Origin of the sequence: Amycolatopsis jejuensis (assembly GCF_000717335.1) — a bacterium.
Lineage (GTDB): Bacteria > Actinomycetota > Actinomycetes > Mycobacteriales > Pseudonocardiaceae > Amycolatopsis > Amycolatopsis jejuensis.
Genome location: NZ_JNYZ01000011.1, coordinates 275,229 through 299,921, shown reverse-complemented (window position 1 = coordinate 299,921; position 24,693 = coordinate 275,229). Strand labels below are relative to the sequence as shown.

General features: G+C 69.0%; 21 protein-coding genes. 15 read left to right on the top strand and 6 right to left on the bottom strand.

Going from position 1 to position 24,693, the window contains the following annotated elements; genetic code table 11:
• Positions 1 to 8 precede the first annotated feature (8 nt).
• The 9 genes from OO71_RS16605 to OO71_RS16565 all read left to right on the top strand — a co-directional run bounded on the left by OO71_RS16605 (position 9) and on the right by OO71_RS16565 (position 10,673).
• Positions 9 to 1,355, top strand: coding sequence for an amidohydrolase family protein (locus OO71_RS16605; RefSeq protein WP_033290651.1), 1,347 nt, complete (start codon positions 9 to 11; stop codon positions 1,353 to 1,355).
• A gap of 22 nt (positions 1,356 to 1,377) precedes the next feature.
• On the top strand, positions 1,378 to 2,835 hold the full coding sequence (locus OO71_RS16600; RefSeq protein WP_033290650.1) for an aldehyde dehydrogenase family protein: 1,458 nt from the start codon (positions 1,378 to 1,380) through the stop codon (positions 2,833 to 2,835).
• A gap of 71 nt (positions 2,836 to 2,906) precedes the next feature.
• Positions 2,907 to 3,815: a LysR family transcriptional regulator gene (locus OO71_RS47465; RefSeq protein ID WP_051791620.1), complete on the top strand. Its 909-nt coding sequence runs from the start codon at positions 2,907 to 2,909 to the stop codon at positions 3,813 to 3,815.
• A gap of 124 nt (positions 3,816 to 3,939) precedes the next feature.
• The gene (locus tag OO71_RS16590; protein ID WP_033290649.1) at positions 3,940 to 4,314 is read left to right on the top strand and encodes a Rieske (2Fe-2S) protein; all 375 of its coding nucleotides are present in this window, start codon (positions 3,940 to 3,942) and stop codon (positions 4,312 to 4,314) included.
• Entirely contained in the window at positions 4,307 to 4,615 is a 309-nt protein-coding gene (locus OO71_RS16585; protein ID WP_033290648.1) for a hypothetical protein, read from the top strand. Before OO71_RS16590 ends, OO71_RS16585 begins: the two co-directional genes overlap by 8 nt.
• On the top strand, positions 4,612 to 5,835 hold the full coding sequence (locus OO71_RS16580; RefSeq protein ID WP_084144984.1) for an amidohydrolase family protein: 1,224 nt from the start codon (positions 4,612 to 4,614) through the stop codon (positions 5,833 to 5,835). Before OO71_RS16585 ends, OO71_RS16580 begins: the two co-directional genes overlap by 4 nt.
• The gene (locus tag OO71_RS16575; protein WP_051791619.1) at positions 5,832 to 7,154 is read left to right on the top strand and encodes an MFS transporter; all 1,323 of its coding nucleotides are present in this window, start codon (positions 5,832 to 5,834) and stop codon (positions 7,152 to 7,154) included. Before OO71_RS16580 ends, OO71_RS16575 begins: the two co-directional genes overlap by 4 nt.
• A gap of 45 nt (positions 7,155 to 7,199) precedes the next feature.
• A complete protein-coding gene (locus OO71_RS16570) occupies positions 7,200 to 8,525 on the top strand; it encodes an MFS transporter (RefSeq protein ID WP_051791618.1) in 1,326 nt (441 codons plus the stop codon).
• A 21-nt stretch (positions 8,526 to 8,546) separates the two neighbouring features.
• Positions 8,547 to 10,673 (top strand): thiamine pyrophosphate-dependent enzyme, encoded by a 2,127-nt coding sequence (locus tag OO71_RS16565; RefSeq protein ID WP_033290647.1) that lies wholly within the window; start codon positions 8,547 to 8,549, stop codon positions 10,671 to 10,673.
• 53 nt (positions 10,674 to 10,726) lie between these two features.
• On the opposite strand, the gene OO71_RS16560 is transcribed toward OO71_RS16565, so the two are convergent.
• Both OO71_RS16560 and OO71_RS16555 read right to left on the bottom strand, forming a co-directional pair.
• Positions 10,727 to 11,833, bottom strand: a complete 1,107-nt coding sequence (locus OO71_RS16560) for a mandelate racemase/muconate lactonizing enzyme family protein (RefSeq protein WP_051791617.1) — start codon at positions 11,831 to 11,833, stop codon at positions 10,727 to 10,729.
• Positions 11,830 to 13,290: an aldehyde dehydrogenase family protein gene (locus tag OO71_RS16555; RefSeq protein WP_051791616.1), complete on the bottom strand. Its 1,461-nt coding sequence runs from the start codon at positions 13,288 to 13,290 to the stop codon at positions 11,830 to 11,832. The genes OO71_RS16560 and OO71_RS16555 overlap by 4 nt, the downstream gene beginning before the upstream one ends.
• Before the next feature lie 248 nt (positions 13,291 to 13,538).
• On the opposite strand from OO71_RS16555, the gene OO71_RS16550 reads away from it, so the two are divergent.
• Both OO71_RS16550 and OO71_RS47460 read left to right on the top strand, forming a co-directional pair.
• Positions 13,539 to 14,987 (top strand): APC family permease, encoded by a 1,449-nt coding sequence (locus OO71_RS16550; protein ID WP_051791615.1) that lies wholly within the window; start codon positions 13,539 to 13,541, stop codon positions 14,985 to 14,987.
• Between the two features lie 108 nt (positions 14,988 to 15,095).
• Positions 15,096 to 16,553, top strand: a complete 1,458-nt coding sequence (locus OO71_RS47460; RefSeq protein ID WP_051791614.1) for an FCD domain-containing protein — start codon at positions 15,096 to 15,098, stop codon at positions 16,551 to 16,553.
• A 6-nt stretch (positions 16,554 to 16,559) separates the two neighbouring features.
• On the opposite strand, the gene OO71_RS16540 is transcribed toward OO71_RS47460, so the two are convergent.
• The 3 genes from OO71_RS16540 to OO71_RS16530 are packed head-to-tail and all read right to left on the bottom strand — an operon-like array spanning position 16,560 to position 19,500.
• The gene (locus OO71_RS16540; RefSeq protein ID WP_033290646.1) at positions 16,560 to 18,161 is read right to left on the bottom strand and encodes a GMC family oxidoreductase; all 1,602 of its coding nucleotides are present in this window, start codon (positions 18,159 to 18,161) and stop codon (positions 16,560 to 16,562) included.
• Positions 18,158 to 18,607, bottom strand: a complete 450-nt coding sequence (locus OO71_RS16535) for a hypothetical protein (RefSeq protein WP_033290645.1) — start codon at positions 18,605 to 18,607, stop codon at positions 18,158 to 18,160. Before OO71_RS16535 ends, OO71_RS16540 begins: the two co-directional genes overlap by 4 nt.
• A complete protein-coding gene (locus OO71_RS16530; protein WP_033290644.1) occupies positions 18,607 to 19,500 on the bottom strand; it encodes a dihydrodipicolinate synthase family protein in 894 nt (297 codons plus the stop codon). Before OO71_RS16530 ends, OO71_RS16535 begins: the two co-directional genes overlap by 1 nt.
• A gap of 74 nt (positions 19,501 to 19,574) precedes the next feature.
• Here OO71_RS16530 and OO71_RS16525 point away from each other — a divergent pair, with 74 nt between their 5' ends.
• Complete coding sequence (locus OO71_RS16525) at positions 19,575 to 21,317, top strand: dihydroxy-acid dehydratase (protein WP_033290643.1); 1,743 nt, start codon at positions 19,575 to 19,577, stop codon at positions 21,315 to 21,317.
• A 312-nt stretch (positions 21,318 to 21,629) separates the two neighbouring features.
• On the opposite strand, the gene OO71_RS47455 is transcribed toward OO71_RS16525, so the two are convergent.
• A complete protein-coding gene (locus OO71_RS47455) occupies positions 21,630 to 22,085 on the bottom strand; it encodes a MarR family winged helix-turn-helix transcriptional regulator (RefSeq protein ID WP_051791613.1) in 456 nt (151 codons plus the stop codon).
• A 293-nt stretch (positions 22,086 to 22,378) separates the two neighbouring features.
• Between OO71_RS47455 and OO71_RS16515 the strand changes: the two genes are divergently transcribed.
• The 3 genes from OO71_RS16515 to OO71_RS16505 are packed head-to-tail and all read left to right on the top strand — an operon-like array spanning position 22,379 to position 24,670.
• On the top strand, positions 22,379 to 23,785 hold the full coding sequence (locus tag OO71_RS16515) for an FAD-binding oxidoreductase (protein ID WP_033290642.1): 1,407 nt from the start codon (positions 22,379 to 22,381) through the stop codon (positions 23,783 to 23,785).
• Complete coding sequence (locus OO71_RS16510) at positions 23,782 to 24,279, top strand: DUF1059 domain-containing protein (RefSeq protein ID WP_033290641.1); 498 nt, start codon at positions 23,782 to 23,784, stop codon at positions 24,277 to 24,279. The genes OO71_RS16515 and OO71_RS16510 overlap by 4 nt, the downstream gene beginning before the upstream one ends.
• 28 nt (positions 24,280 to 24,307) lie before the next feature.
• Positions 24,308 to 24,670, top strand: coding sequence for a cupin domain-containing protein (locus OO71_RS16505; RefSeq protein ID WP_033290640.1), 363 nt, complete (start codon positions 24,308 to 24,310; stop codon positions 24,668 to 24,670).
• The last annotated feature ends 23 nt before the right edge of the window (positions 24,671 to 24,693 follow it).

The window sequence follows — 24,693 nt, the reverse complement described above, 5'->3', positions numbered from 1 at the left end:
GGGGAGCCATGGCGCACACCTTGCTCAAGGGCGGGATCCCGCTGCTCTGGCACGACCGGAGCACTGATCCCCAGGACGTGCTGATCGCGGCCGGGAAGATCGCGGCAATCGGTCCGGACCTGGCCGCGCCCGGCGCCGAGGTCGTCGACGTCAGCGGAATGATCGTCGCACCCGGACTGGTCGACACGCACACTCACCTGTGGCAAGCGGTCCTCCGCGGACTGGCCACCGGCGCCTGGGGCAACGAGTACTTCGCTTTGGTACCACCGCTCGCCCGGTACCTCAGCAGCCGGGATCTCAACACCGCGTTGTACCTCGGCGCGCTGGAACTGCTGGACCACGGCGTCACGTGCGTTCTCGACTACGAGTTCGCCATGCAGTCGCGGGACCTCGGCCGGGCCGCGCTCGACGGACTACAGGCGGCGGGGATCCGCGCAATCCTTGCCGGTGACCTGAAGAATCGTTACTCCGTCGTCGAGAAGTCCTTTGTGGACGATCGAGACCGCCGCAATGGGATCGAATGGCTGCACGGCCAAGCGACCGCCTTGACCTCGATCGCCGTCGCACTGGACGACATCCAGGTCACCCCGCCGGAAACCACCGCCGACGTCATCGGCTGGGCCCGGTCGCTCGGCGTGCCGATGACGTTCCACGACAACGAGGTCGGCGCCATCGCCACCCTCGAACGGATCGGCGTCCTCGGCGCGGACATCCTGCCAGTGCACTGCAATTACGCGAACGACGCCGACCTCCGTGCACTAGCGAGCGTCGGTGGCACGATCTCGCTGCAGCCGGAAGCGGAGTCCTTCTCCGGCAACCGCTCGCACTCCGTGATCGAGCGAGCCCGCGCGCACGGGATCGACCTCGCGCTGGGCGTCGATGGTCCCGCCTTGGCCCGGCTGAGCATCCTCCCGCAGCTGCGCCTGCTGTACTTCCTGCAACGTCAGCTGGACGGAGCCCGGGAACGCGCCGCCGGACGCTTGCCGATCACCCGCGGCGAGGGCAGCCCGACGTTGTCGGCGCGCTACGTCGCGCAGACCGGCAGCAAACTCGGCGCGGAGGCGATCGGGCTCGGCGACCGGATCGGCTCCATCGAGGTCGGGTACGACGCCGACCTGATCGTCCTCGACCCTCAGCCGTTCGGCCGCGCGCACGGCGATCCGGCCACGCATCTGGTGCTGTACTCCAGCGAAGCGGAGATCCGGCACGTCCTGGTGGCCGGGGAGTTCCGCAAACGCGACGGGCGGCTCGTCGGCGTGGATTACGCGACGCTCGCCGGGCTCGGCGCCGGAGCCAAGGAACGCATCCTGGCCGCGGCAGGCGACGCCGTCCCCCCGGCCGACCTCGAGCCGTGACCGACTATCCCGTGAGGACACCATGGACCATCAGAGCATCCGCGGGCACGACTGGGGACTGCGCATTGCCGGTCGCTCCCGCCCGGCCGCCGACGGCGCCACCGCACCCGCCATCGACCCGGCCACCGGCGCCGAGCTGTGCCGGGTACCCGAGGCAGGTCCGGCCGACGTGGAGTTGGCCTGCGAAGCCGCCCGGCAAGCCGCGCTGACCTGGCGGGACACCACGATGTCCGAGCGCGCTGCGGTCGTCCACGCGATGGCGGACCGGCTCGCCGCGAACAGCGAAGACCTCGCCACGCTGGACGCCATCGACAGCGGCAACCCGCTCACCGCGGCCCGGCTCGACGTGACGAATTCCGTGCGGATGCTGCGGACCCAGGCCGGTCTCGCGCTCGCGATGCGCGGGGCGGCGATGGACGGCGGCCCCGGCCGGTTCCACTACACCCGGCATGAGCCGTACGGCGTGGTCGGCCGGATCGTCGCGTACAACCATCCGCTGCTCTACGCGACCACGCGGGTGGTTCCTGCCCTGCTCGCCGGAAACGCGGTGATTCTCAAACCGGCCGTGCAGACGGCGCTGAGTGCCCTGCGCTGGGCGGAGCTGGTGGACGACCTGATGCCGTCCGGGCTCTTCAGCGTGCTGACCGGCGGGAAGGCCGGACAGGCGATCGTTGCGCATCCGGAGATCCGGCGGATCGCGTTCATCGGGAGCGTGTCCACCGGCCGCGCCATCCAGGAGGCCGCGGCCCGGTCAGCGGTGAAAACGGTGACCCTGGAGCTCGGCGGCAAGAACCCGATGCTCGTGTTTCCCGGGGTGGACGTCCAGGAAGCAGCCCAGGGCGCATTCGACGGCATGAACTTCACGTCCACGCAAGGACAATCGTGCGGCGCGACCAGCCGGATCCTGGTGCACGACCAGCTGCACGACGAGTTCGTCTCGGCCCTCGCCGAGCGGATGACGGCGGTCCGGCTGGGCCCGCCACTCGATCCGGCCGCCACGATGGGACCGCTGATCTCGCGCCCGCACCTGGAATCGGTGCACGGCTGGGTGCAGCGCGGGCTGGCCGACGGCGCCACCCAGCGGCTCGGCCAAGGCCCCGAGCTGGCGGATGGCGGCTACTTCTACCCACCGACGTTGCTCACCGAGGTCGCCCCGAAAATGGCCGTTGCGCAGGAAGAAGTGTTCGGCCCGGTGGTGACGGTGACGTCGTTCGGCACCGAGGACGAAGCGGTGGCCATCGCCAACGACAGCCGCTACGGGCTCACCGCGAGCGTGTGGAGCGACGACCTCGGCCAGGCCCATCGCGTGGCGCACCGGCTGGCGGCCGGTTACGTGTGGATCAACGAGGTCGCGACGCATTTTCCGGGCACCCCGTTCGGCGGGGTCAAGGAATCCGGGGTCGGGCGAGAGGAGGCGCTGGATGAGATCGAATCGTATGCGGCGGTCAAGAGCGTCCACGTCCGGCTTTCCCGGCGGTGAGTGCCGATCGCGTAGGATCGGGCCCGGCTCGACAAGACCGGCAGTGCTGCCGGAGCGCGGGAGGGCACGACGTGGATCCGCGAATCACCTTGAACCAGCTGCAGATCTTCTGCCGGGTGGTCGAAAGCCGCAGCGTCACCCAGGTCGCGCGCGAACGCGGGATCGCGCAACCGGCGGTGAGTGCGCAGCTGCGTTCGCTGGAACGCCGGATCGGGGCCCCGCTCATCCACTTCAACGGCAAGACCATGGAGACCAGCGAGGCGGGCGAGGTCGTGTACGCCTGGGCCCGTTCGGTTCTGGACCGCACGCACGGCGCCCGCCGGCTCATCGCGGAGCTGGGCAACGGTTCGCGCGGCTCGGTGGTGGTCGGGGCGAGCCTGTCGGTGGGGAACTACGTGCTGCCCAAGGTGCTCAGCGAGGTCTACCAGGAGCTGCCGGGGGTCCTGATCTCGCTGATCACCCTCCATCCGCACGCCGCGGTGCTCGCGCTGGCCGAGGGCCGGTGCGACCTCGCGGTGGTGGCGCTGGAAAGCGCCGATTCCACGCCGGACATCACCTGGGAGGCACTGCGGCCGGACCGGCTGGTCCCGGTCGCCGCGCCCGGCCACGGGCATCCGGAAGGGCCGATCAGCGGCGAAACGCTCGCCGGGCTCCCGTTCGTGTGCGGGCCGAAGGACCAGGTCCACCGGCAATTGATCGACGGGCAGTTCCGCCACCGTGGCCTCCCGATGCGGCGGGTCATCATGGAACTGGGCGACCCGGAGAGCATCAAAACCGGGGTACGGGCCGGAATCGGCGTGGGGCTGCTGTCGGAGAATGTGGTGGAAAGCGCGCTCGAACACGGGGAGATCACGCGGCTGGACCTGGTCGGCGAACCGTTCGAAATCCCGTTGTGGCTCGGCAGGCGGGCGCAGACCACCCTCACCGCGGCGCAGCACAAGGTGCTCGACGTGATCAGGGCGGCGCTGGGGTCCGGCTGAATTGTTTTCGCCGCTTCGTGGATAGCAAGCGTCTTATACCTCCATCGCCGGTTCGGTATTTGACCTCCGGCTCGCGGGAAAATTATTCTGTCCTTCGATCTTCCGGTGCGGAGAGGATGCACAGATGGCTGAAATCCTGGTCGGTGATCTCGCGGTATTGACCGGCGGGCGCCGGATTTTCGTCTCCGCGGGGGAGCGGGAAATCGGGGTGCTCGCCCACCGCGGCACCGTGATGGCTTTCGAGAACCGGTGCCTGCATCAGGGCGGTCCGGTGTGCGAGGGCGTGATCAACGGCCGGGTCGAAGCAATTCTCGGCGAGGACCGGTCGGTACTCGGCGAACGTTTTTCGGACTCGGTCTTCCATCTCGCCTGTCCCTGGCACGGATGGGAATACGAATTCCCCACCGGGAAATCGGTCACCGAACCGGGGGCCGCGCTGCGGGTGTTCGAAACGGTGGTCCGCGACGGCGAAGTGTATGTGGTGGTCGAAGATGACTGACCGGATCGAGGACGTCCGCGCGCTGCTCGCGGATCCGCCGCAGGTCGGCGAGCTTCCGCTCCCGGTGGTGCAGCAGCTGCTGGCGCTGGCGGTGCGGCACTACGCCGCGGCGGCCGACGTGCACGCCGCCGAGCCCGCTTTCCCGGACGAGCCGGGCACTCCCGGCGTCACCGCGACCGAGGCGGTCATCGCGGTGAGCGGGATTCTCAAGCAGCTCAACATCGAACTGTTCGAGCTGGCCATGTGGCAGACCCGTGCCGGGCACGACCTGCCGACGAACGAGGCGGGAGCCACCTCATGACCACGACGTCCCGCCCGCAGGCCGGCCACCGGATGTCGCCGGACGACGACTTCAACACGAGCGAGCACCTGCGCAATGCCGCCCGGCAGGCGGCCGAGCGCAATTACCAGGACTTCACGATCGTCGACGTCGACGCGCACCATTACGAAACCGAATCGTGGGCGGAAATCGTCGGCTACCTCGAGGACGAAGTGCTGCGGCATTTCGCCCAGCGCGGCGGCGCGGCCGAGGTCAACAACACCGGCCTGATGACTCCGGAATGGGGAAACCAGGACCTCTCCGGCCGGTTGACCCGGTATCCGATGCGCAAGAAGGAAATGGCGGGTGCGGAAGGCGCGCATCGCGACGCGGTGATCGTCCGGCGGGCCATGGACGCCATGGGGATCGATTACCAGATCATGTTTCCCACGCCGATGCTCAATCTCGGCCTGCATCCGGCGCGGGAGGTCGAAATCGGGCTGGCCCGGGCGTACGCGCGCTGGGTGATCGAAAAGGTGATCAGCGCCGACCCGCACATCCTGACGATGTTGTACCTGCCGTTCGGCAATCCGGAAGCCTGCCTGGAAATCGTGCGGGAATACGCCGATGTCCCCGGGGTAGTCGGATTCATGGTGACGAGCGTGCGGTTCAACCCGGTGCACGACAACGGGTACATGAAGCTGTACCGGGAATTGGAAGAACGCGGGATGCCGCTGGGCTTCCACGCCGGGTACAGCTGGCACGAGCGCTCGATGCAGCAGTTCAACAAGTTCATTTCCGTGCACAGCCTGGGTTTCCCGTTCTACAACATGGTGCACCTCACGAACTGGGTGATCAACGGGCTGCCGGAACGATTCCCCGGCCTCCGGGTGCTGTGGATCGAGGGTGGCCTCGCCTGGATCCCGTTCCTGATGCAACGGCTGGACAACGAGTACAAAATGCGGTCGTCGGAGGCGCCCCTGCTGCGCGCGCTGCCGAGCGACTACATGCGGAAGATGTACTACACGTCGCAGCCGATGGAACGCCCGAACGACCTGTCGGTGCTGAAGACCACCTTCGACATGATCGACGCCGAGCACCAGCTGATGTACTCCTCCGACTATCCGCACTGGGACTTCGACCTGCCCAGCACGATCTACGATCTGCCGTTCCTCACCGAACAAGCGAAACGCAACATCCTCGGCGGCAATGCCTGCCGTCTTTTCGGTATCCCGGAACATCCGGAAGGGGACGTGTCATGACCGATCCCGCGGCCGGGAGTCTCGACCGGACCACGCAACCACCACAAAGCCTCGACGCCGTGAGCGCCCGTCGCGTTGCCTGGGGCGGGGCGATCGGGTCGGCGATGGAGTTCTACGACTTCGCGGTCTACGGCTATCTCGCCTCCACGCTGGCCACGGTGTTCTTCCCGAAAGAGGACACCACGGCGGGGCTGCTGGCCACGTTCGCGGTGTTCGCCGCCGCGTTCATCCTCCGGCCGATCGGCGGAATCCTCTTCGGCCACATCGGCGACCGGCGGGGTCGCAAACGGGTCCTCACCGTCACCATCCTGTCCATGGCCACCGCCACTTTCCTCATCGGCCTCCTGCCCGGGTACGGCGGAATCGGCGTGGCAGCACCGATTCTGCTGCTGGTGCTGCGCTGCCTGCAGGGTCTTGCCGCGGGCGGGGAGATCGCCGGTGCGGTGTCCTATGTCGCGGAGGCCGCGCGTCCGGCCCGGCGTGGAATCCTGTGCAGTACCACCGAAATGGGCTCCCTGACCGGCTTTCTCGTCGCGTCCGGGCTGGTCGCCGTGCTGAACCAGACGCTCACCACCGAGCAGATGGTGTCGTGGGGCTGGCGGATTCCGTTCCTCATCGCGCTGCCCGCCGGGGTGGTCGGCTTCTACGTGCGCTCGCGGCTGGAGGACTCACCTGCCTTCGCGCGCGTCCAGCGCAACGACGCGATTGCCCGGGTCCCGCTTGCCGAAACGTTTCGTGCGCTCCCGGAGCTCCTCAAAGGACTGGCGCTGCCCGTCGCGGATTTCGCCGGGTACTACCTGATCTTCCTGTTCATGCCGACCTACCTCCGCCAGACCGTGCACCTCTCGGCGTCGACCGCGGCCTGGCTCACCACGTTCGCCATCATCGTCGCCATTGCCGCCTTGCCGCTGTTCGGGCACCTGGCCGACCGGTTCGGCCGCCGGGTGGTGCTCGGCGGCTCCGCGGCCGGGTACCTGGTGCTCACGCTGCCGCTGTTCCTGCTGATCCGCACCGGCAACCTGGTCGCGGTGGCGGCGGCGCTGGTCGTGCTCGCGCTGATCCAGTCGGCGACCATGGGGGCGATGTTCGCCGCACTGGCCGAGGTGTTCCCGACCCGCATCCGCTTCACCGGGATCGCGGTGAGCTTCAACGTCACCGCCGCGGTGATCGGCGGCACGGCGCCGTACGTCTCGACCTGGCTGATCGCGCGGACCGGAAACGGGCTCGCGCCGTCGTTCTACCTGATGGTCGCCGCCGTGGTCACGCTCGCGGTGGTGGCGACTTTGCGGGACCGCCGGGGTGAACTGCTGGACATCTGAGCGGCGGAACGCACCATTCTCGGGGGATCCCGGAAGGGGACTGTCATGACCGATCCCGCAGCCGAAAGTCTCGACCGGACCACGCAACCACGACAGAGTCTCGACGCCGCGAGCGCCCGGCGGGTCGCCTGGGGCGGGGCGATCGGGTCGGCGATGGAGTTCTACGACTTCGGCGTCTACGGCTATCTCGCCTCCACGCTGGCCGCGGTGTTCTTCCCGAAGGCCGACACCACCGCCGGGCTGCTGGCCACCTTCGCGGTGTTCGCCGCTGCCTTCGTCGTCCGGCCGATCGGCGGAATCCTGTTCGGCCACATCGGCGATCGCACCGGACGCAAACGCGTGCTCACACTCACCATCCTGTCCATGGCGGCGGCCACCTTCGTCATCGGCCTCCTGCCCGGATACGGCGGAATCGGCGTGGCAGCACCGATTCTGCTGTTCGTGCTGCGCTGTCTGCAAGGCCTCGCGGCGGGCGGGGAGATCGCCGGTGCCGTGTCGTACGTCGCCGAGGCGGCCCGCCCGATGCGCCGCGCGGTCCTGTGCAGCACGCCCGGAATGGGTTCGCTGGCCGGTTTTCTCATCGCGTCCGGCTTGGTCGCCGTGCTGAATCAGGCGCTGACCACCGAGCAGATGGTGTCGTGGGGCTGGCGGATCCCGTTCCTCATCGCGCTTCCCGCGGGCGCGGTCGGGCTCTACGTGCGCTCGCGGCTGGAGGACTCGCCTGCGTTCGAGCGGATCCAGCGCGGCGACGCGATCGCCAAGGTCCCGCTGGCAGAAACGTTTCGGGCGTTCCCCCAGCTCGCCACCGGGCTGGCGCTGCCGGTCGTGAACGTCGCGGGCTACTACCTGGTGTTTCTGTACATGCCGACGTACCTGAAGCAGAACATGCACTTCTCGTCCGCCACAGCGTCCTGGCTCACGGCGTGCGGGATCATCGTCGCCATCGCGGCTCTGCCGGTCTTCGGGTACCTCGCCGACCGGTTCGGCCGCCGGGTGGTGCTCGGCGGCTCGGCGGCCGCGTTCCTGGTGCTCACGCTGCCGCTGTTCCTGCTGATCCGCACCGGCAACGTGGTCGCGGTGGTGGCCGCGCTGATCGTGCTCGCGCTGGTCCAGTCGGCCACGATGGGGGCGATGTTCACCGCGCTCGCGGAGGTGTTCCCGACCCGCATCCGCTTCACCGGGATCGCGGTGAGCTACAACGTGGCCGCCGCGGCGATCGGCGGCACGGCGCCGTACATTTCGACCTGGCTGATCGCGCGCACCGGCAACGCACTCGCGCCGTCGTTCTACCTGATGGTCACCTCCCTGATCACCCTCATCGCGGTGGCGAAACTGCGGGACCGCCACGGCGAGATGCTGCCGGACACCTGATACCAGGCTTGGAGGACGACGGTGGACCCTGTCGACGAGCACTTCGTGTCCCAGGTCATGGCCTTGCCCCGGGGCTCGGCTCCGGAAGCCGTTCCCCGCCGGCAGCTGCTCGAGCTGTTCGACGCGCAGCTCGGCAGCCGGCACCTCGATCTGGCCGCCCGGGACCTCGGCCGGGCCAAGCGCGGCTTCTACAGCATCGGCTCGTCCGGGCACGAGGGCAACGCCGCCGTGGCCGCCGCGCTCCGGCCGACCGATCCGGCGCTGCTGCATTATCGTTCCGGCGCCTTCTACCTGGCCCGCGCGCGGCAGGTACCGGGACAGCATCCGCTGCGGGACGTCCTGCAGGGGATCACCGCCTCGTCCGCCGACCCGATTTCGGGCGGGCGGCACAAGGTCTTCGGCAACAAGGCACTCGGCATCATCCCGCAGACGTCGACGATCGCTTCCCACCTTCCCCGGGCTGTCGGGCTCGCATTCGGGATAGACCGGGCGAAGAAGCTCGGCATCAGCAGCGAATGGCCGTCCGATTCCGTTGTCGTATGCAGTTTCGGCGACGCTTCGGCCAACCATTCCACGGCGGTCGGCGCAATCAACAGTGCGCTGCATTGCGAATACCGCGGGGTGCCGATGCCACTGCTGCTCGTGTGCGAGGACAACGGAATCGGGATCAGTGTCCCGACCCCGTCCGGCTGGATCGAACACAATTACCGCCACCGGCTGCGGTATTTCCCCGCCGACGGAACTGATGTCGCGGAGACACTGGCAGTGGCGACCGAAGCCGCGAATTGGGTACGCGCCCATCGCCGCCCGGCGTTTCTGCACCTGCACACGGTACGGCTGATGGGGCACGCCGGATCGGACGTCGAGTCGGCTTATCGCCGTCCGAATGCCATTGCCGCCGACCAGAAGCGCGACCCGCTGGTCCGCACTGCCGAGCTGCTCGTGTCCTCGGGGGTGCTCGCTCCGGCGGAGGCCGTCGAGCGGTACGAGCTCAAACGCCGCGAGGTCTCGGCACTGGCCGACGAGGTGGTGGCCACTCCGAAACTGACGAGCGCCGCGGCCGTGATGGCCCCGCTCGCCCCGTTGCACGCAGACCGCGTCGCTGCTGCGGCCCGGTCGGTTTCCGCCCCGGTCCCCGCCCTGACCTTGGCCCAGTCCATCAACCGAGCACTCACCGACCTCCTCGCCGAAGACCCCGGGGTGCTGGTCTTCGGCGAAGACGTGGCCGGGAAGGGCGGCGTGTACGGCGTCACCCGCGGCCTGCGCAAGAAATTCGGCGGCACGCGGGTCTTCGATACCCTGCTCGACGAACAAACCATTCTCGGCACCGGCCTGGGTACCGCACTGGCCGGTTTCCTGCCGATCGCCGAAATCCAATACCTGGCATATCTGCACAACGCCGCCGACCAGCTCCGCGGAGAAGCCGCCACGCTCCAGTTCTTCTCCAACGGCCACTACCGCAACCCGATGATCGTGCGTATCGCCGGATACGCGTACCAAAAGGGTTTCGGCGGGCATTTCCACAACGACAACAGCCTTGCCGCGCTACGGGACATCCCCGGCTTGATCATCGCGTCGCCGTCCCGGCCGGACGACGCCGCCGGCATGCTGCGCACCTGCGCCGCGGCCGCCCGCGTCGACGGCCGGGTGAGCGTCTTCCTGGAACCCATTGCCCTGTACCACACCCGCGACCTCCACGAACCCGGCGACGACGCCTGGCTCGCGGACTACCCAGGCCGGGAAGCCCCGCTGGGCCGGGCCAGAACGTACGGCACCGGCGGCGACCTCACCATCGTGACCTCCGGAAACGGCGTCCCGATGAGCCTGCGGGCCGCCCGGGCGGCAGCGGCGCGGGGAATCGGCATCCGGGTGGTCGACCTGCGGTGGCTGGCCCCGTTGCCGACCGCCGACCTGCTCCGGGAGGCAAGGGAAACCGGCCGGGTGCTGGTCGTCGACGAAACGCGGGCCCAAGGCGGCACGTCGGAAGCCGTGCTGGCCGCGCTCGTCGACGGCCGTTTCGAGGGCACGGTCCGCCGCGTGGCGAGCGAGAACAGCTTTATCCCGCTCGGCCCCGCGGCGGACTGCGTCCTGCTGTCGGAGGAGCAAATCGAAAAGGCGGTGGGGGACCTGCTCAGCCGGGGACACTGACTGCCGCGAGATCCGCTGGTCCCGGTCCGTTCAGCCGGTTGAGCAGCCCACGGTCACTGTCCGATGTGGAGGATCGGGTCCCCGAGCATTCCGGGATCGACCGTGAACCCGTTGCCCGGCCCCGAGGGCAGCCGGGCCATCCCGTCGGCATCCATTGCCGGGACCTTGGCCACCACCGGGGTGATCCAGTCGGAGAACAACGTCACCGCCCGAAGCCGCTCCGGTGCGGTCGTCGCAGCCAGCTGCAGATTCTGCGCGGTGACGATCGCCCCGCCCCACGTGTCGTCGATCGTGATCCGGAGATCCAGGCCGACTGCGGCGTCCCGGAGGGCCCGGGCTTTCGTGAGCCCGCCGACCCGCGACGGTTTCAGGTTGATCCCGCTGGCCACCGTTTTCGCCATCGCCAGGTCGGTCATCGTGACGATGCATTCGTCGAGGATCAGCGGCAGCCCGCTCCGGCGGCCGACCTCCGCGCAATCCGCAAGGGAAACGCAGGGCTGTTCGAGCGCGACGGGCACGTCGAGGAACCGGCAGAACAGCAGCGCCTGCTCGCGAGTCCAGCCGCCGTTGGCATCCGCCCAGATCTCGACATCGCCCGGCAGCGCCGCGTGCACCGCCGCCACGCGCTCGGCGTCGATCCGCGGGTCGTCGCCGACCTTGATCTGCATCCGGCGGAGCCCGTTGCCGCGTTCGGCGCGGGCGCGGTCAGCCATCTCGTCCGGGGTGCCGACGCCGATCGCGGCGAAGGCGGGAACCTCGTCGGAAAGTGCACCGCCCATCAGCGCGTAGGTGGGCACTTCGAGCGACTTGCCCAGGAGGTCCCAGCAGGCGCTGTCGATCGCGTGCTTGGCCCCTTGCCCGGCGAGAAGCGTGTTGTCCATCGCGGCATTGAGCCGGCCGAGGTTGCCCGCATCGAGCCCGATGACCTGCTCTCCCAGCAGCCGCAGGGCCTCCCGTTCACCGGCGAAGAACGACGGCAGGTAGGTACCCCCGTTGGGACAGGTCTCGCCCCAGCCGACGAGGCCGCTGTCGGTGGTCACCGAGACCACGAGCGACGGATGACCGGTGGCGACCCGGCCTTTCGACATGGCGTAGTCGCCGTGCAGGTAGTTCGCGTCGTAGGTGTACCCGGTGACGCTGCGAATGGGCAGCGGCTTCACGACGTCGCGACCATGACGTGCTTGGTACGGGAGAAATCTTCGAGCGCCAGTACAGAACACTCGCGGCCGTGGCCCGACGAGCCGAACCCGGCCCACGGCATCTCCAGCGCCAGGGTCAGATGGGAGTTGACCCAGACCGTGCCGAAGTCGAGGGCACCGGTCAACCGGAGGGACCGGCCGACGTCGCGGGTCCAGATCGACGCCGCGAGCCCGTAGTCCGTGTTGTTGGCCAGCCGGATCGCCTCGTCCTCGGTGTCGAAGACCTCGATCGTGACGACCGGCCCGAAAATCTCGCCGGACACGATCTCGGACCCGGTGGTCACGTCGGTGAGGACGGTCGGCTCGAAGAAGAAGCCTTCCCGGTCCACCTGCTTGCCGCCGACGAGGATCCGCGCACCGCCCTGGCGGGCCCGATCGATCATGGCGACGACAGAGCCGAGCTGGCGCTCGCTGATCAGCGGGCCGAGGTCGGCCTTCTCCTCCGGCGCACCGGTCGTGATCTCCGCGACCTCGGCCACCAGCAGGTCCGTGAGCCGCTCCCGGATCGAGGAATGACACAGAATACGAGTGGCCGCACCGCATTCCTGGCCGCTGTTGACGAAACCGGCCTGCCGGACAGCGCCGACGACCTCTTCGAGATCGGCGTCGGCGAAGACCACGACGGGTGCCTTGCCACCCAGTTCGAGGTGCACCGGCTTGAGGGTGCGCGCGGCGTCGGAAGACACCTGACGGCCGGCCGCCGGGCTTCCGGTCAGCGAGATCAGGTCGACGCCGGGGTGCCGCGAGAGCGCACTGCCCACCTCGGCTCCGGTCCCGAGCACGACGTTCACCACCCCGGCCGGCAGGACGTCGCCGATCAGTTCCATGAACCGCACGGTGCTCAGCGGCGTGAGCTCGGACGGCTTGAGGACCATCGTGTTACCCATCGCCAGCGCGGGGGCCAGCTTCCAGGACGCGGTCATCAGCGGGTAGTTCCACGGCGTGACAGCCCCGATCACGCCGTGCGGTTCCCGGCGGAGCATCGAGAGGTGCCCCGCGGTGTACTCCTGGGTGCCCGGTGCCTGCAGCGTGCGCGCCGCGGTGCCCATAAACCGGAACACCTCGACGACCGAGCCGATCTCTTCCACCGCAAGCGAAACCGGCTTGCCGACGTTGCGGCTCTCGATGGCGGCGAGCTCGGCCGCGTGATCCTCGACGACGCGGGCGACCTCGTCGAGGACCGCAGCCCGTTCACCCGGGGTACGGGCCCGCCACGCGGGCAGCGCTCGCCGGGCCGCGGCGACGGCACGATCGATGTCGGTTTCGGTACCCCGGCCGAGCTCGGCGATCACCGCACCGGTACTCGGGTCGAGGACCGGCAGCCGGTCGGCACCGGCGGGTTCGATCCGCCCGTCGATCACGTGCCCGACTGCCGCGGGGATTGCCTCTGCCGGGAGAGCACTGGCCGCTGAAGTCACATCACACTCCTGGTCGTCAACGTTCCTTCTTCAAAATTACGAAACCACATAATTTAGACTGGCGCAAGAGCGGTGCACGTCGGCCGGTCCGCCAGAGCCCGGCGGAGAACTTCGTCCAAAAACCTTGACATGAATATTTGAATCCTTAGAGTTGGAGAACCACATCGCGGTGATGGGCGTCACAGCGGATTCCGCTGCGTCGCGGCAGGCGCGGACGCCATCGGCCCGGTTCAGCCCTGGGAGGCTTCATGACCAACCCGTCCCTCGACCAGCCGTCTGCGGTCGCCGGCCCGGCGACGGCGCTGCCCCGGAAACTGGGCTTGTTCACGCTCGCGGCCCTCATCGTGGCGTGGAACGCGCCGATCGGCGCCATGGCCGGGTTCCAGCAGCTGGCCGTGGCGTTCGGGAACGGCGTCGGCGCACCGATGGCCCTCCTCGTGGGCGGCGCGGTGCTGTTCCTGTTCTCCATCGGCTTCATCGGGATGAGCAAATACGTGGCCAACCCGGGCGCGTACTACACCTACATCGCCCAAGGGCTGGGCAAGATCACCGGGCTCAGCGGCGCTTTCGTCGCCACGGCCGCCTATTTCCTCATCGGGGTGGGCGCCAACATCTACCTCGGGCTCATCTTCGTCGACATGACGAAACGATTCTTCGGCGCACCGGTGCTGAACTGGCAGATCTGGTCCCTGATCACGCTCGCGCTGGTGATGGTGCTGGGACTGCTGCGGGTGGACCTTTCGATGAAGGTCATCGGGATCATGGTGATCCTCGAATGCGTCGCGGTGGCGGTGTGGCAGACGGCGATTCTCGTCAAGGGCGGCCCGGAGGGGTACGCGTTCGAGTCGTTCACGCCGCATTCGTTCGCGTCCGGCTCGATCGGGCTCGGCGTGGTCTTCGGGATGCTCACCATGATCGGCTTCGAGGGCGGGGCCTGTTTCCGTGCCGAGACCAAGAATCCGGAACGCAACGTGCGGCGCGCGACGTACCTGGCCGTCGCGTTCATGGGCTTGTTCTACGCCCTCGGCTGCTGGGTCTACATCATCGCGTTCGGCCCTTCGCACGTCGTCGAGGCGGCTACGGCTGATCCGGTCGGGTCGTTCTTCGACAGCGTGCAGGCGTTCCTGGGCGGCTTCTTCGTCAAGCTGTTCACGGTGATCCTGGTGACGAGCCAGATCGCGTCGATGATCTCCATCCAGGGCAACGCTTCGCGCTACCTGTTCTCCCTCGGCCGCGACGGCGTGCTGTCCCGCAAGTTCGCCGCGGTGCATCCGCGCCTGGAGTCGCCGCACGTTTCCGTGCTGACGTATGCCGCCTTCGCGCTTGTGGCCAGCCTGCTGATCATGACGACCGGACTGGACGCGGTGCAGTCCTACGCCGCGCTGACCGGGGCCGGGATCTACTTCCTGCTGCCGCTGATGGCGGTGACCAGCATCGCCGTCATGATCTACTTCCGGCGGCATCCCGAGCAGTCGCCCGGCCGGTGGGTGTCGATCGTCGCGCCGGTGATCTCCGGGGTGGCCCTGCTCGTGCTGTTCGCGCTCATGACCGGCAACCTCCGGATACTGGCGGGCACCTCGGCGGGTGCGGTGCTCGCGCTGGTCGCGTTCGCCGCGGTCGCCCTCGCCGGGATTCTCGTGGCGATCCGGCTGAAGGCGAAACGCCCGGACGCCTTTGACAGCATCGGGACCCGCTAGCCGGGCGAGGGGTGCCGCCGCGCGGGCGGTACCCCTCGCCACTGCCCGGTTCAACGCTGCGAATGATAATATTTGCGGCATGACCGAGCGTGGTGCGAGGAGCTGACCGTGAGCGTGTCCGCCGAAGGATCCACCGGCCCCGGGGAAGCCGACGGCCTGCTCCCGGCGCAGAAGCTGCTGTTCACCCCCCTCGGCGCCACCGATATGCCGGCCGCAGTGGTGAGCCGCGTGCGGGCGGCCATCCGGCTCGGGCTGCTGCCCGACAAGGCCCGTCTCCCGAAGGAAGCGGTGCTGGCCGCGCAGCTGGACGTCACGACGTTCGCGTTGCGCGAGGCACTCGCCCAGCTCCGCACGGAGGGCCTGATCCAGACCCGGCCCGGGAAGTACGGCGGCAGTTTCGTCACCTACCCGGAGGTCACCGGTCAGCTCGAAAAGGCGGAGCTCGTCTCGCTGAGTGCGGTGGAGCTGCGCGACCTCGCCGACTGGCGGCAGATGCTCACCGGCCAGTCGGCGGTGCTCGCCACCCGGCGGGCCCGTTCGGCGAACCTGCGGGCGCTGGAGGTCTTCGCGGCGAAGGTCGCCGAGGCCGGTTCGGCCGCGGAAGCCCGCCGCTGGCATGGGCGGTTCCACCTGGAGATGGCGTCGGCGAGCCAGTCGACGCGGCTGACCAGGGCCGAGTTCTCCGTGCACGAACAGGTCGACTGGCTGTTCGGGCTCGTGCTGGACTCGGCCGACGGGCGCTCGTCGGCCTCGGCCAGTCTCGGCAAGCTGGCCCAGGCGGTCGCCGCGCGCGACGAGGCCGCCGCGCGGACGGCGGCCGAAGCACACGTCGGTCTGATGATGGGAGAGCTGGCGCGGCTCCGGATGGAGAGCTTGGCCAGCGATCGGACCGCCGCGCGGGACGGCGATCTCGCCGGGGAGATCGAGCGCCAGTGCCGCCGGATGTCGGCCACGCTGACCCGGCTGTCCGGGATCGCCGCCGGAGCGCTGTCGGAGACCGGGGATCTGGCGGCACTGAAGCAAAAGATGACCATCGGGGTCCTGCAGGCCTTCACCGAGCTGCCCGAATTCGTCGACGGCGCCGGGGTGCTGGCCGAACACGGCGTGCTGCCCGACAGTCCATATTGGATCGAGTGGTGGCGCCGCACTCCGGACGGCCCGGTGAAGGACAACCACCACGTGCTGGATCCGGCGCGGGAAGACTTCTACGACTACCCGTCGATGGAAATCATGAGCCGTCCGCGCGAAACCGGCGCGATGGGCGCGTACGGGCCCTATATCGACTACGGCGGCGAGGACGAGTACATCGTCACGATCAGCGTGCCGATCGAGCGGTCCGGAACCTTTCTCGGGGTCGTCTGCGCCGACCTCCTGGTGTCCACTTTGGAGGCGTGGCTGTCGCCGCTCTTGGCGTCCTCGCCCGAGTCGGTGATCGTGAACTCCGAGGGCCGGGTGGTGCTGTCCAACGCGGTGCAGTTCGGCGTCGGCGACGAGCTGACGATCGGCGCCGGATACCGCGAGACGCATTACCCCGAGTTCGGCTGGACGTTGCACACGCGGAAATAGCCGCGCTCAGGCGATCATCGTCGGCAGGTCCTTGGCCGACGCCGCGAGATGCTCGGCGGTGCGCAAGGCCAGCGCAGTGATGGTCGACGTGGGATTCACGCCGCCGCCGGTCACCATCACGCTGCCGTCGGCGATGTACAGGTTCGGGATGTCGTGGGACCGGCCGTGCGGATCGACCACCGACCGTGCCGGATCGGTGCCCATCCGAGCGGTGCCCAGCAGGTGCCCGGACGGCATCGGTTCGTTGCGTACCACGATGTGCGCGGCGCCCGCAGCTTCGTGCGCCTCCCGCATCCGCTCGGCATTGAAAGCCATGATGCGCTTGGTGTTTTCGCTCAGCCGGTAGCTGATCTTCGCCGCGGGCAGGCCGGTGTCGTCGGTCACCGAGGGATCAAGGGTGACGCGGTTGTGCTCCTCGGGGAGGTCGTCCGCATTGGCGTACCAGCCGAGCAGCTTCCCGCCGAACCGGGACAGCTCGTGCGCCTGCCCGCCCCACCGCCGGTCGAACGGCAGATCGTCGAAAAGTTCCAGCGCGGCAAGGATTCCCGGGATGGGCATGAGGTTCCACTTCGCCCCGCGGACGAACCCGCGGGCGCGGTCGGTCTCGTAGAACTCCATCGAGTAGAGCAGCTGCCCGGCCGGGCCGAGCCACGACTCGATGTCGTCCTCGTAGGCGCCGATGCTGAAAACGTTGGGGTGGATCATCAGGTTCCGGCCGACCAGCCCGCTCGAGTTGGCCAGCCCCGCGCCGCGGTCGTCCGACATCAGCAGGATCCGTGCGGTACCCACGGAATTCGCCGCGAGCACCACGCTGTTGGCCTTGACCCGATGCTCGACCTTGTCCTGGTCCAGCCAGATTGCCCCGTCGGCAAGGCCGGTGCGCTGGTCGACGGTGATCCGGGCGACCCGGGCGCCGGTGACCAGCTGCGCGCCCGCGGCGATCGCGTGCGGCCAGTAGGCGAGATCGAACGACGCCTTGGCCCCGGCCGGGCAGCCTCGTTCGCAAGTGCCCCAACGCATGCACTGCTCCATCGACTTGAATGCGCTCGACGGGATCGCATGCGTTCCGGGCCACCAGTGCCACCCGAGATCGTTCATGGCCCTGGCCATCTTCATCCCGCTCTTGCCGAGTGGATGCGGGGGCAGCGGGAAATCCTGGTCGGGGTACGCCGGATCGCCCGCGAGCCCGGAGACGCCGATGAACTCGTCGACCCGCCGGTAGTAGGGCTCGACGTCGGCGTAGTCGAGCGGCCAGTCGTCGGCGACGCCGTCCAGCGTCCGGACTTTGAAGTCCGACGGGAGCATCCGCAGCCAATGTGCGCCGTAGATGACGCTCGAACCTCCCACGGCGCCGAACATCATCACCGGCGCTTCGGCGTCGGTGACCTCGAGCGGGTAGTCCTCGCGCCGTCCCCGGCGGTTGCCGTCCCAGTTCCACCGGGTACGGGTGAGGAGTTCGAACGCCGACTTGTCGCCGGGCATCTCGGCGGGGGACACCCAGTCGCCTTGTTCGAGGCACAGCACGGAAAATCCCCGGGTCGCCAGGGTGTGTGCGGCCACGGCGCCGGACGGGCCCGCGCCCACGATCAGCACGTCAACGGCGGTCATCGCACGCCCTCCTTCCCGGGTACCGGCCGCACCATGGACGGGCGCGCCAGCACCGCGTCGAGGATGCCGGTGTCGATCTCGTCGGCGATCTGTTGCGGTGACGGGCGGCGGCGCGACCCATGGGGGTAGCCGAGTGCGTCCAACGCTTGGGAACTCATGAAGTACGCGCCGGAAACCACTGCACTGAGGACGTCGAACAGCTCCGGCTCGGTCTCGGCGAACGTGCGTAACGAATCCCAATCGAGCGGGCTTTCGGACACCCGCGCCAGGGCGAGGCGGAGCTGTTGTGCTTCGGGCGCAACGGCATTGCACGCCTCGGTGAACCGCTGGTCGAAATCCGGTACCGCGGTGGCCGCCGGAGCGGTCGCGGTACCCGGCAGCAGGAGATCGGCCACGGCGCGCGCGGTTTTCAGCTCGGACGGCGTGGGCACCATGCTGCCGGGCATCAGGCGTTCACCCGGGTGAGCTCGTCGGCGGCGCGCAGCAGCGGCGCGAATTCCTCGAGCACGGCAGCCGATGGCATCACGAACGGCGCGCGGACGTCACCGGCATCCACGCCGACCAGCCGCGAGGCGGCCTTGACCAGGGACACGTAGTTGTCGCTTTCTTCGAGGTACCGCAGCATCGCGCGGATGACTGTCCAGCGTTCGCGCACGTTGCCGGAGAAGACGTCGTCGACGAGACCGGACAGCACCCGCGGGACCAGGTTGCCGCTGCCGAGAACGGCACCGTGCGCGCCGGCGTGGAGACCATGGAGCAGGAGCGAATCGATCCCGAGGTAAGCGGCGAAATCGTTGCGGGCGGCCCATTCCACGAGATCGCTGCCCGCGACCAGGTCACCGCTGCTGTCCTTGACCGCGGACACCTGAGGCAGCTCGGCGAGTTCGGTGATCTGATCGACGGTCATGATGCCTGCCGAACCCGTGTTGTAGAGCATGATCGGCAGGTCGGTGGAGTCGTTGAGGGTGCGGTAGAACGCGACCCGCTCACGCCAGCTGACGGGCTCGCCGAACGGCGAGGCCAGCATGATCCCGGCAGCACCGGCGGTCTGCGCGTGCTCGGTGAGGGTGACGGCATCGCGGGTGGCGAGCGTGCCGGTCTGGACGATGACCGGAATGCGGCTCCCGGCGGCCGCGACGGTGGCTTCGGCCATGAGCCGCCGCTCATCCAGGTCGAGCGCGCCGAACTCGCCGGTGCCGCCGCCGACCACGATGCCCGCGACCCCGGCATCGGCCTGCCGCTGCACCATTGCGGGGATGACGTCCGGATTCACGCGGTCGTCGCGCATCGGGGTCAGCAGTGCGGTCATCAGACCGCGTGGCCACAGCTCACGGCTCATTGCGTCGTCTCCTCCGGTTCAACTAGTCGTATGTTAATATTTGAGTCTGCATCTTTGCAAGGGAAGGATCGACGATGACCGGTGCCGACGACCGTGGGCTGCGCAGTGAGAACTGGACGAAAATGCCGGGGATCAACGGGTTCCTGCAGCGGGCCGCGCTGAAGTCCCAGGGCCTGCGGGAACGGGACTACGCCAAGCCGGTCGTCGGGATCTGCACGAACACCAGTGATTTCACGCGCTGCCACACGCATTTCGACGGGATGGTGGACGCCGTCAAGCAGACAGTCCTCGAATCCGGCGGCCTGCCGCGCGTGTTCAACAGCATGGTCATGGGCGCGGACACGGCCCGGCCGATCGGGATTTCCTTCCTGCACCGCAATCTGCTGGCGATGGAGATCGAGCAGATCGCCGCGACGTATGCGATGGACGGCCTCGTGCTGCTCGGCGCATGCGACGAAACGATTCCGGCGATGCTGATGGCCGCCGCGTCGCTCGACCTGCCCGCGCTCGTCGTACCCGGCGGCCCGTCGTTTACCGGGTACTGGCGCGGCCGGGACGTCGGTTCGGGGGCCGACATGCACGAGGCGTTCGACTCGCTCGAACGTGGTGACCTCGACGAATGCGCGATCCGGCACCTCGAGTCGTCGCTGGAGCGGACAGCCGGGCACTGCACGACGATGGGCACGGCGGCCACGATGACGACCATCGCGGAGGCGCTGGGGATGGCCCCGGCCGGAAGTTCCGCGATTCCCGCGGTCGATTCGCGCCGTCTCGCCATGTGCCGCGACGCGGGGGAGCACATCATGCGCCTCATCGCCGACGACGTGCGGCCGTCGCAGATCATGACCGCCCAGGCCCTCGACAACGGCATCCGCGCACTGGCCACAGTGGACGGTTCGAGCAACGCGGTGATCCACCTGCTGGCCCTCGCCGGGCGGCTGGGCCTCGACCTCCGGCTCGAACGCTTCGACGAACTGTCCCGGGACACCCCGGTCCTGCTGAACCTGCGCCCGTCGGGGGACTATTACCTCAACGACTTTTTCAACGCCGGTGGCGTCCCGGCCCTGCTCAATGCGCTGAGCCCGCTCCTGCACCGGGACGCGCTGACGGTCACCGGCCGCACCCTCGGCGAGGAGATCGAAAGCGCGGTCATCGAGGATCCCCGGGTGATCGGCACGATCGCGGAACCGATCGCCCCACCGCGAGGCTTTGCCGTGGTACGCGGCAACATCGCGCCGGACGGAGCGATCATCCGCACCGGCGTCGCGACCCCGGAACTGCTCGTGCACCGCGGCCGGGCCGTGGTCTTCGAAAGCAACGCCGAACTGCAGGCCACGCTCTACCATCCGGATTTCGACATCCGTCCGGGCGACGTCGTCGTCCTGCGCGGCCAGGGCCCGAGGGGCGCGGTCGGAATGCCGGAGTACGGCCGGATCCCCGTTCCGGCAAAGCTTCTCGCGCAGGGAATCACCGACCTGCTGCGCGTCTCGGACAACCGAATGGGCGGAACGGTCCACGCGACGGCGGTGCTGCACGTCGCGCCGGAATCGGCGGTCGGCGGTCCGCTGGGCCTGGTGCGTACCGGGGATGTGATCAGCCTGGACATCACCGAGCGGCGCATCGATGTCGAGTTGTCCGACGCGGAACTGGACGCGCGCCGTGCCTCGCAGGTTGTCTCGCCGTCGCTGCCCGAGCGCGGTTTCGCCCGGCTGTACGCGACCACCGTCACCCAGACCAACTCGGGTTGCGACCTCGACTTCCTGTGCCGAGCCCGCCACACGATCCACGACGTGGACCGAGCGTGCGATGCGGGGTGAGGCTTCGTCGATGCGTGGGGGATTGCTTGCCGCGCCTCGGGTCCGGTGGCGGTTTGCCCGGTATGTCGGAGGGTCGGTTCGGGGCTGACGCGGTTTGGCGCACCGGCGGGCTCGGGGGTTGAGCGCTGGTGGCGCAGTTCTTGGTGCGACCGGTGTGAGCTGAGCGTTGGTGGCGTGCGGCCCGCTGTCACCGGTCGGGTCCGCGCCCGGCATCGGCGGCGCCCGGTTCGGCCGAGGTGTCCGTTCGCGCCCATCGGACGTCGCGAGCGAGCCTCCGCGGCCGCCACAACCACCCCGCAACGCGCGGCGAGGTCAGGACGCCAGATCGTCGTGCGGCTCAGGTTCCGGGTCCAGCAAACTACGCTGTGCGGCCCGGACAAAATGGAGGATCGCGGTCCGCTGGCGGCGGTCGAACTGGTCCGCAAGCGGCTCCAGCCGGGTGGCGAAACCGTCGAGAATGCCGGTGATCCGGGCAGTTCCGGCGGCGGTGAGCTCGATCCGCAGCATGCGCCGGTCACTCGGGTGCGGCTGACGGGTGATCAGGCCAAGGTCGGTGAGCTTGTCCAGCAGTTCGGTCATCGACGCGGTCGTGATTTCCAGCGGCGCGGCGAGCTCGGACGGGCTCTGCGGGCCGTCGAGATGCAGCGTCGCCAGGGTGGTCAGCGCCGTCGGGTTGAGGCCGTGCCGCCGGCCGGCGCGGGCGCGGAAACGTTCGCCCGCCAGAACGAGGTCGCGCACCGCACGGGTGAACTCTGGGTGCTCCTCCATACTCATGAGGTTACCACGCTACGCGGCTACCAAGTTGCTAGGTAGCCATGCTATCTTCGGGTGGGTTCCTGGTCGCCCCGTGCGGGCGGCAGCACGCGGCGCCGTTCGCGGAGGTGACGGCGCGCGGCACACCGTGAGCCGGCGGGCTGGTCGCCGCCGAGCGCAGGATGCACGGCCCCGCGGAGATGTTCCGCCAGGGCCTGACTCACCGGAGCAGCACCAGGATGCGCGCCGGGCTGGGGTGTTCCAGGGGTCTCCGGCAGGCGCGGCCGCAGCGGGAAAGGTTCGCCGCCATGACCCAGACCGTCCGGAACGTAGACGACTTGCGCGCCACCATCGCCGGGCCGGTGCTCGGCCCTGCCGATCCCGGCTACGACGAGGCCCGCGCGCTGTGGAACGGCGACATCGACCGCCGTCCGGCGCTGATCGTGCGGTGCGGGTCGGCGCAGGAGGTGGCCGCGGCGGTCGGCTTCGGCCGCGAGCGCGGGCTGGAGATCGCCGTGCGCGGCGGCGGGCACGCGTACAGCGGCACCTCGGTCTGCGACGACGGCCTGATGATCGACCTGAGCCGGATGAACGCGGTCACGGTCGATCCGGCAGCGAGGATCGCCCGGGTCGGAGGCGGCGCCACGCTGGCGGATCTCGACGCCGCCACCCAGGCCCACGGGCTCGCGGTCACCGGCGGCGTGATCAGCCACACCGGCGTCGGCGGGCTGACCCTCGGCGGCGGGATGGGGTGGCTGGTCGGCACGCTGGGGCTGGCGGTGGACAACCTGCTCGGCGCCGAGGTCGTCCTCGCCGACGGGCGGATCGTGCACGCCGGGCCGCTGTCCGAACCGGACCTGTTCTGGGGGTTGCGGGGCGGTGGCGGCAACTTCGGCGTGGTCACCGAGTTCACCTTCGCCCTGCACCCGATCGGCCCCGAGATCCAGCTCGGCCTGTTCTTCTGGGACCTCGACCAGGGCGCCGACGCGTTGCGTTTCTGCCGCGACTTCCTGCCCACCCTGCCGCAACGCTCCGGCGTCCTGATCGGGGCCGGGCTCACCGCCCCGGCCGCGCCGTTCGTGCCGGAGTCGTTCCAGGGCGTCGCCGGGCACGCACTCGTGGTGGTCGGGTTCGGCTCCGCCGCCGAGCACGCCGCAATGATCGAGCCGGTGCGGCACGGGGTACCGCCGCGGTTCGAGCTCGTCACCCCGATGCCGTACGTCGCACTGCAGCAGATGCTCGACGACGCCGCGCCGTGGGGGATCCGCGGGTACGAGAAAGCCGTCGACCTCGACGAGCTGACCGACGACGTGATCACGGTGCTCGTGGAGGCTGCGGCGACCAAGACGTCCCCGATGTCGTTCATCCCGATTTTCCGTCTCTCCGGCGCTTTCTGCGACACCGGCCCGGACGAGACGGCGTTCGGCGGGTCCCGCAGCGCGCACTACGTATGCAACCTCAACGCGATCGCTCCCGACGCGGACGCGCTGGCCACCGACCGGGACTGGGTCCGCCGCACGTGGGCCGCGCTGAAACCTTTCGCCAGCAACACCGGCAGCTACGTCAACTTCCTCGTCGAGGCCGACCAGGACCGCGTCCGCGCCTCCTACGGCCCGGCCACCTACGACCGGCTCGCCGCGGTCAAGTACCGCTACGACCCGGAGAACCTGTTCCACCGCAACGCCAACATCCAGCCCCGAGGAGGTGCCCGATGACCCGCAAGATCGTCGACTGCCGCGACATGCCCAGCGAAAGCGGCTGCACGCTCGCCATCACCGGCGAGGAAGAGGAAGTCGTCGCCGCTGCTGCCGTGCACGCTGCCACGGTCCACGGCCACACCGACGACGACGAGCTGCGCGCGGCGATCCGCAGCGAGCTGCGCGACGCGCCGTCGGCCACCGCGCCGGGCGGGTTCGTGCAGCTCATCGAGTTCCGCGCGGACTCCGACCGGCTGGCCCGGTTCGACGAGCTCGCCGACGAGTGGAAACGCGACATCGGCGCCGAGCGCACCGCAGGCTGGTACGTGGTGGCCGCCGACCGCGACGAGCCCGGCCGCTACGTGCAGATCGTGGAGTTCCCGAGCTACGAGGACGCCATGACCAACTCGAAGCACCCCGCCACCGGCCGGATCGCCGCCGGGATGGCCGAGCTGGTCGACGGTGCGCCCGCGTACCGCAACCTCGACGTCGTCCGCGCCGAAACCCCTTGAGCGGGAAGGAAATCCCGAGGAGGTACCGATGGCAGGCATGATCAGGAAACAACTGGATTCCCCCGACGAGGTCCGCAAGTTCGAACAGGGCATGGGGTACCTCGAGCTGGTCACCCTCGACAGCGGCGGCGTCGGCCGGGCCACGTTCCAGCCCGGCTGGCGGTGGTCGGAGCACGTGAAGCCGATTGCCGGCACCGATTCGTGTCAGGCCGCGCACGCCGGGTACGTGCTGGCGGGCCGGATGACCGTCCGGATGGACGACGGCCAGGAAGAAACGTTCGGCCCCGGCGACGTGATGATCTGCCCACCAGGCCACGACGCCTGGGTCGAGGGCGACACCGCCTGTGTGGCGCTCGACTGGCAGGGGTTCGTCGACTACGCCAAACGCTGACCGGGGCGGCGCGGGGAAGGCGG

Excerpts from the sequence above, each read along its gene's own strand:
- OO71_RS16510 (WP_033290641.1), top strand. The coding sequence starts at position 23,782 with ATGACCCGCAAGATCGTCGACTGCCGCGACATGCCCAGCGAAAGCGGC.
- OO71_RS16525 (WP_033290643.1), top strand. The coding sequence starts at position 19,575 with ATGACCGGTGCCGACGACCGTGGGCTGCGCAGTGAGAACTGGACGAAA.
- OO71_RS16590 (WP_033290649.1), top strand. The coding sequence starts at position 3,940 with ATGGCTGAAATCCTGGTCGGTGATCTCGCGGTATTGACCGGCGGGCGC.
- OO71_RS16575 (WP_051791619.1), top strand. The coding sequence starts at position 5,832 with ATGACCGATCCCGCGGCCGGGAGTCTCGACCGGACCACGCAACCACCA.
- OO71_RS16550 (WP_051791615.1), top strand. The coding sequence starts at position 13,539 with ATGACCAACCCGTCCCTCGACCAGCCGTCTGCGGTCGCCGGCCCGGCG.
- OO71_RS16505 (WP_033290640.1), top strand. The coding sequence starts at position 24,308 with ATGGCAGGCATGATCAGGAAACAACTGGATTCCCCCGACGAGGTCCGC.
- OO71_RS16570 (WP_051791618.1), top strand. The coding sequence starts at position 7,200 with ATGACCGATCCCGCAGCCGAAAGTCTCGACCGGACCACGCAACCACGA.
- OO71_RS47455 (WP_051791613.1), bottom strand. The coding sequence starts at position 22,085 with ATGGAGGAGCACCCAGAGTTCACCCGTGCGGTGCGCGACCTCGTTCTG.
- OO71_RS16540 (WP_033290646.1), bottom strand. The coding sequence starts at position 18,161 with ATGACCGCCGTTGACGTGCTGATCGTGGGCGCGGGCCCGTCCGGCGCC.
- OO71_RS16580 (WP_084144984.1), top strand. The coding sequence starts at position 4,612 with ATGACCACGACGTCCCGCCCGCAGGCCGGCCACCGGATGTCGCCGGAC.
- OO71_RS16535 (WP_033290645.1), bottom strand. The coding sequence starts at position 18,607 with ATGCCCGGCAGCATGGTGCCCACGCCGTCCGAGCTGAAAACCGCGCGC.
- OO71_RS16515 (WP_033290642.1), top strand. The coding sequence starts at position 22,379 with ATGACCCAGACCGTCCGGAACGTAGACGACTTGCGCGCCACCATCGCC.
- OO71_RS16600 (WP_033290650.1), top strand. The coding sequence starts at position 1,378 with ATGGACCATCAGAGCATCCGCGGGCACGACTGGGGACTGCGCATTGCC.
- OO71_RS16530 (WP_033290644.1), bottom strand. The coding sequence starts at position 19,500 with ATGAGCCGTGAGCTGTGGCCACGCGGTCTGATGACCGCACTGCTGACC.
- OO71_RS16585 (WP_033290648.1), top strand. The coding sequence starts at position 4,307 with ATGACTGACCGGATCGAGGACGTCCGCGCGCTGCTCGCGGATCCGCCG.
- OO71_RS16605 (WP_033290651.1), top strand. The coding sequence starts at position 9 with ATGGCGCACACCTTGCTCAAGGGCGGGATCCCGCTGCTCTGGCACGAC.